The organism is Tenacibaculum sp. 190524A02b (assembly GCF_964036645.1).
GTDB classification, from domain to species: Bacteria; Bacteroidota; Bacteroidia; order Flavobacteriales; family Flavobacteriaceae; genus Polaribacter; species Polaribacter vairaonense.
Genome location: NZ_OZ038525.1, coordinates 4,640,206 through 4,652,107, shown reverse-complemented (window position 1 = coordinate 4,652,107; position 11,902 = coordinate 4,640,206). Strand labels below are relative to the sequence as shown.

The 11,902-nt window shown below is 29.8% G+C and carries 9 protein-coding genes; 7 read left to right on the top strand and 2 right to left on the bottom strand.

All coding sequences use genetic code 11. The features are described 5' to 3' along the window. The first annotated feature begins 26 nt into the window (after positions 1-26). Positions 27-641, top strand: a complete 615-nt coding sequence (locus ABNT65_RS18905) for a deoxynucleoside kinase (protein ID WP_348707209.1) — start codon at positions 27-29, stop codon at positions 639-641. Here the strand turns inward: ABNT65_RS18905 and ABNT65_RS18900 are convergent. Continuing rightward, the gene (locus tag ABNT65_RS18900) at positions 638-1,375 is read right to left on the bottom strand and encodes an RNA methyltransferase (protein WP_348707208.1); all 738 of its coding nucleotides are present in this window, start codon (positions 1,373-1,375) and stop codon (positions 638-640) included. The two genes, ABNT65_RS18905 and ABNT65_RS18900, sit on opposite strands and share 4 nt — an antisense overlap. Before the next feature lie 71 nt (positions 1,376-1,446). Between ABNT65_RS18900 and ABNT65_RS18895 the strand changes: the two genes are divergently transcribed. From ABNT65_RS18895 to ABNT65_RS18875, 5 genes are all read left to right on the top strand, one after another. Continuing rightward, complete coding sequence (locus ABNT65_RS18895; RefSeq protein WP_348746578.1) at positions 1,447-3,921, top strand: BamA/TamA family outer membrane protein; 2,475 nt, start codon at positions 1,447-1,449, stop codon at positions 3,919-3,921. 91 nt (positions 3,922-4,012) lie between these two features. Continuing rightward, positions 4,013-5,071 (top strand): class II fructose-bisphosphate aldolase, encoded by a 1,059-nt coding sequence (gene fbaA, locus ABNT65_RS18890; protein ID WP_412766832.1) that lies wholly within the window; start codon positions 4,013-4,015, stop codon positions 5,069-5,071. A 57-nt stretch (positions 5,072-5,128) separates the two neighbouring features. Next, positions 5,129-5,986, top strand: coding sequence for an acetyl-CoA carboxylase, carboxyltransferase subunit beta (gene accD / locus ABNT65_RS18885; protein WP_348707206.1), 858 nt, complete (start codon positions 5,129-5,131; stop codon positions 5,984-5,986). Positions 5,987-6,133: 147 nt separating this feature from the next. Beyond that, positions 6,134-6,403, top strand: coding sequence for a 30S ribosomal protein S15 (gene rpsO, locus ABNT65_RS18880; protein WP_348707205.1), 270 nt, complete (start codon positions 6,134-6,136; stop codon positions 6,401-6,403). Positions 6,404-6,593: 190 nt separating this feature from the next. Beyond that, positions 6,594-8,762 (top strand): polyribonucleotide nucleotidyltransferase, encoded by a 2,169-nt coding sequence (locus ABNT65_RS18875; RefSeq protein WP_348707204.1) that lies wholly within the window; start codon positions 6,594-6,596, stop codon positions 8,760-8,762. A 211-nt stretch (positions 8,763-8,973) separates the two neighbouring features. Here the strand turns inward: ABNT65_RS18875 and ABNT65_RS18870 are convergent, their stop codons facing one another. Then, on the bottom strand, positions 8,974-9,105 hold the full coding sequence (locus tag ABNT65_RS18870) for a hypothetical protein (protein ID WP_348707203.1): 132 nt from the start codon (positions 9,103-9,105) through the stop codon (positions 8,974-8,976). A gap of 218 nt (positions 9,106-9,323) precedes the next feature. On the opposite strand from ABNT65_RS18870, the gene ABNT65_RS18865 reads away from it, so the two are divergent. Beyond that, a complete protein-coding gene (locus ABNT65_RS18865) occupies positions 9,324-11,897 on the top strand; it encodes a TonB-dependent receptor (RefSeq protein ID WP_348746577.1) in 2,574 nt (857 codons plus the stop codon). Positions 11,898-11,902: the final 5 nt, after the last annotated feature.

Below are 11,902 nucleotides of genomic sequence, written 5' to 3'. Positions count from 1 at the left end.
ATTTTACCGCCGGAAAAACATAAATTATGCACGTAGCAATTGCAGGAAATATAGGCGCAGGTAAAACTACTTTAACTAAACTTTTAGCTAAACACTACAATTGGGAACCTCATTTTGAATCTGTAGATGAAAACCCATATTTAGATGATTTTTATGCTGAAATGGAGCGTTGGTCATTTAACCTTCAAGTATATTTTTTAAACAGTCGCTTTCGTCAAGTTTTAGAATTACGTAAATCTGGAAAAAAAATAATTCAAGATAGAACTATTTACGAAGATGCTCATATTTTTGCTCCCAATTTACATGCTATGGGATTAATGACCAATAGAGACTTTCATAACTATAGTTCTCTTTTTGAATTAATGGAGAATTTAGTAACTCCTCCTGATTTATTAATATACTTACGTGCTGATATTTCAACTTTAGTTGGTCAAATACATAAAAGAGGGAGAGAATATGAAAACTCTATTAGTATTGATTATTTAAGTAGATTAAACGAGCGCTATGAGGCTTGGATTAGTAAATACAATAAAGGTAAGTTACTTATTATTGATGTTGATGATTTAGATTTTGTTGAAAACAAAGAAGATTTAGGTGTAATTATTGACAAAATAGATGCTCAAATCAACGGGTTATTTTAGACTAAACTCCTTCTAAACTCGCTTAATAAAATACTAGTAGCTGTAGCTACATTTAAGCTTTCAGTTTGTTGAACATTTCCAAATCTTGGAATGGTTAACTTTTTATTTATTAAGCTTTTTATTTCTTGTGATATTCCATTAGCCTCATTCCCCATAACAATAATGGCCTTTTCAGGTAAATTTGTTTGGTAAATATTATCTCCTTCCATATCTGTTATATATATAGGAAGGTTTTTCGATTCTAAATAAGCTACCAAATCTACATATTCAATATACACCCTAGTTAACGATCCCATAGTAGCTTGAATAACTTTTGAATTATAACAATCAACCGTATTTTTAGAGCATATCAATTTTTTAACACCAAACCAATCACATAATCGTATTATGGTTCCTAAATTACCAGGATCATTAATCCCGTCTAGAGCCACTTCTATATCTTCCGTTTCCTCTTGAAACCTATTTTTAGGTATTTTAAATATTGCCAAAACTTTATTTGGGGTCTTCAATGTACTTATTTTCTTTAATTCTTCTTCTGTAATAATAGTGATCCTATCACTATTTATTTTTTCAGTACTATCCTCTGTTCCAAATAAACCATAAAGTTCCATTTTAGAGTTTAACAATTCATTTACAACTTTTACACCTTCAGCAACAAACAAACCATGTTTTTGTCTATACTTTTTTTGTTGTAAACTAGTTATTAATTTTATATTCTTTTTAGAGAAAATCATTAAATAATTTTTAACACCATCAAACAGCTAAAAAATAGTATTTTTGGTATTTAATACGAGCCGTAAAGTTAATGAAAAAACTTTCTTTTATTTGTTTATTATTAGGTATACTTAGCTCATGTAGCACTATAAAATATGTAAAAAAGAATGAGCTTTTATTAACTAAAAACATCATTTATATAGATAGCACCAAAACGTCTGATAATGAAATAAATGAACTTATTCTTCAACGCCCTAATGCAAAAACTTTTGGTTTACCATTAGCCTTATACTTTTATAACTTAGGCAATCCTTATGGACCAAAAACTCCAAAAGAATGGGGTAAAAAGCACCCAAAAACATACAATTTCTTTAAAAATATTTTTTCAGAAAAACAAAGTATATCTGTAGCCCAATCTGCTATCAATCTTAACAACTGGTTTATAAAAAGCGGACAGCCTCCTATTATTATCAATGATAAAAGAACAAGAAACACTGTTAAAAACCTTAAGACATATTTTCAAAACGAAGGTTATTTTAAAACTAAAATAAAAGCTAAAAAAGATAGTGTTTCTTCAAAAAAAGGAAAGGTTACTTATTATATAAACAAAGGTCAACCTTTGTTTTTAGATACGATTGTTAAGACTATAGAATCTCCCGTCCTAGATTCTATTAATAAAACAACTCAAAATCAAAGCTTTTTAAAAACAAAACAACAATATAAGGATGCTAATTTTATAAAAGAAGCAAACAGGCTAACTAAATTATTTCGGAACAATGGAGTTTATCATTTTGATAAAAATAAGAGTATCGATTTTTATGTAGCTGATACATCAGGCTATAAAACGAATATTGAACTGTTTGTATCTGATAGAATAATAGAAAGAAATGGTCAGTATATTTCAAAACCATATAAGGTTCAAAAAATTAAAAAGATTAATGTTTATACTGACTATTCCTATAGTAAGAAAGACGAACCTTATAAAGATTCCATTTCTTATTATGGTGTAAATTTCTTTGCTCATGATAAACTTAAGTATAATCCAAAATATCTATCACAATCTCTGTTTATTAAGCCTAATAGTATATATACAGATACTTTAAAAAATTTAACAAGAACACATTTAAGAGGTTTAAAAAATTTTAAATCTACCTCTATTCGTTATAGAGAATTAAATGATAATGAATTAGAAGCTAATATATACTTAAGCCCAATAGAAAAATACACTTTAGGAATTGAAACGGAGCTTTCCAGATCTAACATACGAAATTTTGATGTTTCAGCTAAATTCTCCTTGATTAATAGAAATACTTTTAAAGGTGCTGAAATATTTAAAATTTCTGCTTTAGGGTCATATTTTAACTCTAATAATGGTCCTGGTTGGGAAATTGGTGCTGATGCTTCTTTAGAAGTACCTCGATTTATGGCTCCTTTTGGGTTGCATAAGTTTGTTCCAAAAAGAATGTTTCCTAAAACAAAATTTTATACTGGTATTAGTATTCAAAAAAACATAGGTCTAGATAAACGTAATATTACACTTGGTATTGATTATAAATGGAACTTTACCAACAAAAAAACTATTCAACTAGAATTACTGAACGTTCAATATATACGTAACTTAAATGTTAGTAATTACTTTTCAATATACAACTCTGAATTCCAAAAACTATTACAAATAGGTGAAAATATTAATGTAAACGCTTCAACACCTCAAGACCCGAATGATTTAAACACAGCAATTGTTTATGCAATAGACTTGCTACTATCTACTGAAATTCAAAGTAATCCTCAAAAAATAAAGGACTTAGCTAACATACTGGAAAGATACAGGATAATCACTTCTGATTTCTTAATACCAGAAATCGCTTATAACTTTACCTATAACAATCAACAAAATATAAAGGATCAAAGTTTTTCTTATTTCAAAATACGAGTAGCAAACTCAGGAAACGTTATGGGATTATTATCAAAAGAAAAAAATGAAAACAACAAAACAACTGTATTTCAAATACCCATTGCTCAGTATTTTAAAGCTGACTTAGAGTATAAAAAATATTGGGATTTAGGTAATAACTCAACCCTCGCCCATAGAACTTTTATAGGTGCTATTTTCAACTATAATAATTCTGAAATTCCTTTTTCTAGAAGTTATTTTGCTGGTGGATCCAATGATATAAGAGCCTGGAGAACCTATGATTTAGGTCCTGGAGCTAGACCTCAAGGTATAGAATATAATATTGGAAGTTTTAAGTTTTTAACTAGTTTTGAATATCGTTTTGATGTATTAGGTTCTTTAAAAGGTGCTTTATTTTTAGATGCGGGTAATATTTGGGACATCACAAATCCTGAATTTGATGAATTTGAAAAATTAAATAATTTTGGTAGTTTTTTAAACAATATAGCAGTTGGATCTGGTTTTGGAGTTCGTTATGACTTTAAGTTTCTTATAGCTAGACTTGATTTAGGCTTTAAAATGCATGAACCATATTTAGACACCAATAAATGGTTTAGTAATTTCAGTTTTTCTAAATCTGTATTAAATATAGGTATTAATTATCCTTTTTAACAAAAACGTTATCGTAAAAAAATAATTACAACTTAGCTAAAAAAACGTAGATTTGCGCTAAATAACAACCATAAACTAAAAAATTATAATAATGATTAAAGCTGGAGTTGCCACGGGTAAAGAGGTTCAAGAAATTTTTAAACTAGCCAAAGAAAAAAAGTTTGCATTACCTGCTGTAAATGTTGTGGGGTCTAACACAATAAATACAGTATTAGAAACTGCAAAAGAACTAAATTCTCCTGTTATTATTCAATTTTCTAACGGAGGTGCGCAATTCAATGCTGGAAAAGGATTATCTAACGAAGACCAAAAAGCCGCAATCGCTGGTGCTGTTGCTGGTGCTAAACACGTACATCTGTTAGCTGAAGCATATGGTGTTCCTGTTATTTTACACACAGATCATGCTGCTAAGAAATTATTACCTTGGATTGATGGTTTATTAGATGCTAGTGAAAAGCATTTTTCTGAAACTGGAAAATCTTTGTATAGCTCACACATGATTGATTTAAGTGAAGAACCTCTAGAAGAGAATATTGAAATCTGTAAAGAGTATCTTTCTCGTATGAGTAAGATGGGAATGACACTTGAAATTGAATTAGGGATTACTGGTGGTGAAGAAGATGGAGTTGATAATACTGATGTAGATAGTTCTAAACTATATACACAACCTGAAGAGGTTGCTTACGCTTATGAAGAACTAATGAAAGTAAGTGATCAATTTACAATTGCTGCTGCCTTTGGTAATGTTCATGGAGTTTACAAGCCTGGAAATGTAAAATTAACTCCAAAAATTTTAAAAAATTCACAGGAATATATTTCAAATAAATACAAGGTGGAAAATAACACTATTGACTTTGTATTTCACGGAGGATCAGGATCTACCATTGAAGAAATAAGAGAAGCTATAGATTACGGTGTTATAAAAATGAACATTGATACTGACTTACAATATGCTTTTGCAGAAGGTGTTCGTGATTATATGAAAGAAAAATCTGCATATTTGCAATCTCAAATTGGAAACCCAGAAGGAGATGATGTTCCTAACAAAAAATATTATGACCCTCGTAAATGGCTTCGTGAAGGTGAACAAACGTTTAGAACTCGCCTAAAGCAAGCTTTTGAAGATTTGAATAACGTAAATACATTATAAAAAACTGAAAAAGAAAACCAAATAATAATAAACTAAATAACTAAAGACTAAATTATTATGGCTTGGTTTAAACGTAAAGACAAAGGAATTCAGACCCCAACTGAAGAAAAGAAAGACACACCTAAAGGACTATGGTATAAAACACCTAGTGGAAAAATTATTGATACAGATGAGTTAAAAAAGAACTTATACGTAAGCCCTGAAGATGGATATCATGTAAGAATAGGAAGTAAAGAGTACTTTGAATTATTTTTTGACGATGATAAATTTGAAGAACTAAACCCTAAATTATCTGCAAAAGACCCTTTAAAATTTGAAGATACTAAGAAGTATCCTCAACGTTTAAAAGATGCTCAGAAAAAAACAGGTTTAAAAGATGCGGTTAGAACTGCTGTAGGAAAATCAATGGGTAAAGATATTGTTATTGCAGCAATGGATTTTGCTTTCATTGGAGGTTCTATGGGAAGTGTTGTTGGAGAAAAAATAGCCAGAGCTATTGATTATTCAATTGAGCATAACATTCCTTTTTTAATGATTTCTAAATCTGGAGGTGCACGTATGATGGAAGCTTCTTTATCATTAATGCAATTAGTAAAAACATCTGCTAAACTAGCTCAATTAGCAGACGCAAAAGTTCCGTATGTTTCTTTATGTACTGACCCAACAACGGGTGGTACAACTGCTTCTTTTGCAATGTTAGGAGATATCAATATAGCTGAACCAAATGCTTTGATTGCTTTTGCTGGCCCTAGAGTTGTAAAAGACACAACAGGAAAAGATTTGCCTGAAGGCTTCCAAAGATCAGAATTTGTTTTAGAGCATGGCTTTTTAGATGCTATTTACGAAAGAAAAGATTTAAAGAGACAAGTAAATTTATATCTTGATTTAATTCAGAATCAACCTATAAGAGCATAATTTAAAAACAGCCTTTTGGCTGTTTTTTTTGTATATAAAAGAGACAAGTATTCATTACTTTAAAACATTTATTTAAAAAATAATTGTACATTTGCAGCTTCAATGTAAAAGCATTGAATACATAATAATCATTTAAACAATATTGGCATGTATTTAACAAAAGAAGTAAAACAAGAAATTTTTACTAAGCACGGTAAAGGAGGCAATGATACTGGTTCTGCAGAAGGACAAATTGCTTTATTCACTTTTAGAATTAATCACTTAACAGAACATCTTAAAAGAAATCGTAAAGATTTTAACACAGAACGTTCTCTAGTGAAAATGGTAGGTAAGCGTAGAAGCTTATTAGACTATTTAAAGAAAAAAGATATCAACAGATATCGTGCAATTATCAAAGAATTAGGAATTAGAAAATAATCCTTACAAAAAGAGGCAGGAAATCCCTGCCTCTTTTTTATTACTTTAAATCCAAGAAATTTCATTACTTTTATTTTCGTAATTTATTTTATACAGTTACAAAAGAAAGTATTTATACTTCCATTGAAACAACAACATATACAACAACACAACAACACAAAACGAATTAAAAAATTAGAAAAAAAACTTTATGATTCCAAAAGTATTTAGCCAAGTTATAGAGCTTGGAGATGGAAGGACGATTACGTTAGAAACTGGAAAATTAGCAAAACAAGCAGACGGTTCTGTTGTTGTACGAATGGGAGACACAATGTTACTTGCTACAGTAGTATCGGCAAGAACTGCTAACCCTGGTATTGATTTTTTACCACTTACCGTAGATTATAGAGAGAAATTTGCTGCATCAGGACGTTATCCTGGCGGTTTCATGAAACGTGAAGCTAGACCTAGCAATGAAGAAATATTAACCATGCGTTTAGTTGATCGTGTTTTGAGACCGTTGTTTCCAAAAGACTATCATGCTGAAACACAAGTTATGATTCAATTAATGTCTCATGATGAAAACGTTATGCCAGATGCTTTGGCTGGTTTAGCTGCATCTACAGCTATTCAGTTATCAGACATACCTTTTGAAGCTCCTATTTCTGAAGTTCGTGTAGCTAGAATAAATGGTGAATTTATTGTAAACCCTAGTTTTGCTCAACTAAAAGAAGCTGATATAGACCTTATGGTTGGAGCTTCTATAGATTTTGTGGCTATGGTAGAAGGTGAAATGGATGAAGTTTCAGAAGAAGAAATGGCAGAAGCTATTAAAGTAGCTCATGAAGCTATTAAAGTTCAATGCCAAGCTCAAATTGCTTTAACTGAAGCTGTAGGTAAAAAAGAAACTCGTGAATATGAGCTTGAAGTAACAGACGAAGAACTTGAAGCTAAAATCAAAGAAGCTGCTTATCAAAAATGTTATGATATAGCTAAAAAAGGTACATCTAAACAAGAAAGAGGTCTAGCATTTTCTGAAGTAAAAGAAGAAATATTAGCTACTTTTTCTGAAGAAGAACTTGAAGAAAAAGGTGAGTTAATTTCTAAATATTTTAATAAAGCACATAAAGCTGCAGTAAGAGATTTAACGTTAAATGAAGGTTTACGTTTAGATGGTAGAACAACTACAGATATTCGTCCAATATGGTGTGAAGTAGATTATTTACCAAGAACTCATGGTTCATCAATATTTACACGTGGAGAAACTCAAGCATTAGCTACCGTTACTTTAGGAACTTCTAGAGATGCTAATATGGTTGATAGTCCTACAATTCAAGATGAGGAACGTTTTTATTTACATTATAACTTCCCTCCTTTTTCAACTGGGGAAGCTCGTCCTTTAAGAGGTACTTCTCGTCGTGAAATAGGTCATGGAAACTTAGCTCAACGTGCATTAAAAGGAATGGTTCCTGAGGACTGCCCATATACTGTTCGTGTTGTATCTGAAGTATTAGAATCTAATGGATCATCTTCTATGGCTACCGTTTGTTCTGGTACTATGGCTTTAATGGATGCTGGTGTTCAATTGAAAAAGCCTGTTTCTGGTATTGCAATGGGGTTAATTTCGGATGGAGATAGATATGCTGTTTTATCTGATATTCTAGGTGATGAAGATCATTTAGGAGATATGGATTTTAAAGTAACTGGAACTGCTGAAGGTATTACTGCTTGTCAGATGGATATTAAGATTAAAGGACTTTCCTATGAGATTTTAGTAAAAGCGCTTAAACAAGCTCGTGATGGTCGTTTACATATCCTAGAAAAATTAACAGACACCATTTCTCAACCAAATGAAACTGTTAAATCACACGCACCTAAAATGGTAACCGTGAGAGTAGCTGGAGATTATATTGGTGCTATTATAGGTCCTGGAGGAAAACATATTCAAGAGTTACAAAAAGAAACTGAAACTACTATTGTAATTAATGAAGATGAAGTTACTGAAGAAGGTATTGTTGAAATTTTAGGTACAAGTCAAGTAGGTATTGATAAAGTTATCGCTAGAATTGATGCTATTACTTTTAAACCACAAAGAGGTAGTATTTATGAGGTAAAAGTTGTAAAATTATTAGACTTTGGAGCTGTAGTTGAATATACGGAAGCTCCTGGAAACGAAGTTCTATTACACATATCTGAACTTGCATGGGAAAGAACCAATAATGTTAGTGATGTAGTAAAGATTGGTGATATACTAGATGTTAAATACTTTGGTGTTGACCCAAAAACTAGGAAAGAAAAGGTTTCTAGAAAAGCCTTATTACCAAGACCCCCTAGAGAAGATAAAAAACCTAGACAAGAAAAAAAGGAAACTCAAAAATAATAAACTCCTTTTAATCTTAAATTAAATACAAAAAGGCTACCAAACGGTAGCCTTTTTAAATTAAGAGATTTTTGTGAAATTTAAGATCAAATTCCCCAATTATGACCTTAGCAAAAACCTTACTCTATTAAGAAATTCACATATAAAACAATTGAATCTTGTTTTACCCTACCTAAAAAAATATTTTTTTTCATTTTTTTAGGCACTATACTTAAAACAAGCTTAAAACTGTTAATTGTTTCTTAATTTGCTTATAAGTTCTTCTTCTCTGCCCATTAGAAATTTTAAAAGGTAATGAGATAATTAAGCCAACTAACTCACCTATTTGCGATAACTTTGCCATATACTTTTAACCTTTTATTTAGTTAGTAAATAGTTTTAAAAAAGCCTGTAATTTTATTTTTTTTAATCGACTCTTATTTATATAACTATGTAAAACTATTTTACCCTACCTATTAGCCTCTTTAAAATAAAAACTTTAACCTTTTCAACTAACTAATCAACTGTATTTCCCTTTTTATGTTATATTTAAATTTTAATCCCATAAATCAAATCTTACATTTGAAGAATACTATTACCTTTTTTTTCATTTTAGTGGGCTCTATTTGGGCTACATATTCTCAGGTTTCAAGTAAGTATAATAAATCTTTGAAAGAATCTTTTTTTGAACTAGAAAAAAAGTACAGCGTAAAATTTTCTTTTGCTGATGAAATTGTTTTCAATAAAACATTAACCAAAACTTTAAATAAGAAAACACTAAAAGAAAACCTTCTAATTATTAGTAATGAACTAAATTTAGAATTCAAAAAAATTACTAACAGATATTATACTGTTTCTGCAAGAAGTAAAACCAATATAAATATTTGTGGACACATATACGGATCCCTAAATAAATTACCGCTATCACAAGCAACCGTTAGTATAAAAGGAAAAATTTTAGGTACAGCAACAAATAATAAAGGGTATTTTAACTTAAAAAATCTTAACTATAATGATTCCTTAAAAATATCATATGTAGGCTATCAAACTATTATAAAACCTATTAATTTTTTTAAAAGCCAGCGTTGTCCATCCATTTACTTAAAAGAATCTAGCTCTATTCTATCAGAAGTAATTGTTAATGATAGACTCTCAAGTGGAATTAAAATTGCTGAATCAGGCAGTATTGAGCTTTCATTTCAAAAAATCAAGGCCTTATCTGGCTTAACAGAACCAGACATTTTTCAGACTATTCAACTTTTACCTGGAATTGTAAGCCCAAGTGAATCATTATCGGAATTACAAATAAGAGGAGGAAATGCAGATCATAACCTTGTACTTTTTGATGGCATAAAAATTTATAATTCTTCTCATTTTTTTGGAGCTATTTCTGCTTTCAACCCTCATATTGTAGATAATGTTTCAATTTACAAATCAGGAACAAGTGCCAAATATGGAAATCATATATCTGGTGTTATTGATATTCAAACCAATGACACCATAGCTAAAAAAACGTCTGGCGGTTTTGGCCTTAACCTTATTCAAGCAGATGCTTTTTTGAAAACACCGATTTCTTCTAAAACCAGCTTAAATATAGCTGCAAGAAGATCTATTATAGATGTATTCAACCTAGGTCCCTTTGATAAACTTGCCAATAAATCTTTTCAAAACACTAAAATATCAGATGATCAAAATAATACTTCTCCAACCTCTGTTAACAGAAGTAATTCTCGTTTTATTGATTATAATATGAAGTTTAACTACTCCCCTTCAAAAAAAGATCAATTCTCAATCAACCATTTATACACCAAAAACAATCTTAATCATTTTTTTAATGAAAATCCTGAAGATATTAAAGCATTCAATAGAACTAGTATTTTCAACATAGAAAATTATGGAGCAAATTTTAGATGGTGGCATAAGTGGAGTAAAAACCTTCAACATACTATAACCTCAAGTTATTCAAAATACAATCTTTCTACTGATAATTTTGACAATGATAATATTAATGAATTTCAATCTTTTCAAAAGAGGAATTCTATAAGAGATCTTAATTTTAGGGTTAATTTTGAGCAAAAATTAAACTCAAAAAACACTTTACGTTATGGCTATGAATATGAAAACAACAACTTTTATAATTCAGTGTATGAAATTGATTATGATGGAATAGAAAGGCCAAATAATTTTATTTTAAATAACACTAACAATTACCATTCCTTATATAGTGAGTATGCTTATAATACTAATAAATTCAATATTTCTTTAGGATCTCGATTCAGTTATAATTCATTTTCTAATAGTTATGCTTTTTCCCCAAGAGCTTATATAGATTTATTATTATTCAAAAATATAACACTCAGATCCTCTATTGAGTACAAGAACCAAAACTTTATTAAAGTTAAAGAAAACAGGTCTACTTTTTTCAGGTTAGAAAACTCAATATACCTTTTAACTGGCGGAAAAAACGATATTGCAATTCCTAAAAGTCTTCAATTCTCTTTAGGGTTAGTTATCTTAAATAAAAACAAATGGGTTATTGATATTGACACATATTATAAAATAATTAAAGATTATACTACTCTTTCTAACGGATTCAATATTGAATTTGACAGATATGATGTTGGTAAAAGTGTTTCTAAAGGAATAGAATTTTCAATAAAAAAAGAATGGAAAAAATATAACATGTGGTTAGGTTATACAATTTCTGAAACCAACTTAACATTCCCTAATATTAATAATGGTAAGCCATTTACAGGTAATTTTGACATAACACAAAACCTAACTTGGCTACACAATTTACAACTAGGAGCTTTTGATTTTTCATTAAGCTATAGCTATAGAACTGGAATTCCATTTTCAGAAGTTGGAGGTGCAGATAATAATAACTTTTTAATTTACTTAAGTGAACGAAACTCTAAAAGACTTGCTGATTATCAACGTTTAGATTTTTCTACTTTTTACAATTTTAGTTTCGATTATCTACAAAAATGGAAGGCTAAACTAGGAATATCATTATGGAACTTAACAAATCAAAAGAATACAATTAGCCGTACATTTCTTTATACAAGAGCTCCTGTTGGTCAAGCAGAGTTTTTTCAGTCTGATATTATTGGGCATTCTTTAGTTCCTAACTTGGTATTTAGGGTTAATTTTTAACACAG

Coding starts and splice junctions, on each gene's coding strand:
- ABNT65_RS18875 (WP_348707204.1), top strand. CDS start 6,594: ATGATTCCAAAAGTATTTAGCCAAGTTATAGAGCTTGGAGATGGAAGG.
- ABNT65_RS18900 (WP_348707208.1), bottom strand. CDS start 1,375: ATGATTTTCTCTAAAAAGAATATAAAATTAATAACTAGTTTACAACAA.
- ABNT65_RS18905 (WP_348707209.1), top strand. CDS start 27: ATGCACGTAGCAATTGCAGGAAATATAGGCGCAGGTAAAACTACTTTA.
- ABNT65_RS18895 (WP_348746578.1), top strand. CDS start 1,447: ATGAAAAAACTTTCTTTTATTTGTTTATTATTAGGTATACTTAGCTCA.
- ABNT65_RS18870 (WP_348707203.1), bottom strand. CDS start 9,105: ATGGCAAAGTTATCGCAAATAGGTGAGTTAGTTGGCTTAATTATCTCA.
- rpsO (WP_348707205.1), top strand. CDS start 6,134: ATGTATTTAACAAAAGAAGTAAAACAAGAAATTTTTACTAAGCACGGT.
- fbaA (WP_412766832.1), top strand. CDS start 4,013: ATGATTAAAGCTGGAGTTGCCACGGGTAAAGAGGTTCAAGAAATTTTT.
- accD (WP_348707206.1), top strand. CDS start 5,129: ATGGCTTGGTTTAAACGTAAAGACAAAGGAATTCAGACCCCAACTGAA.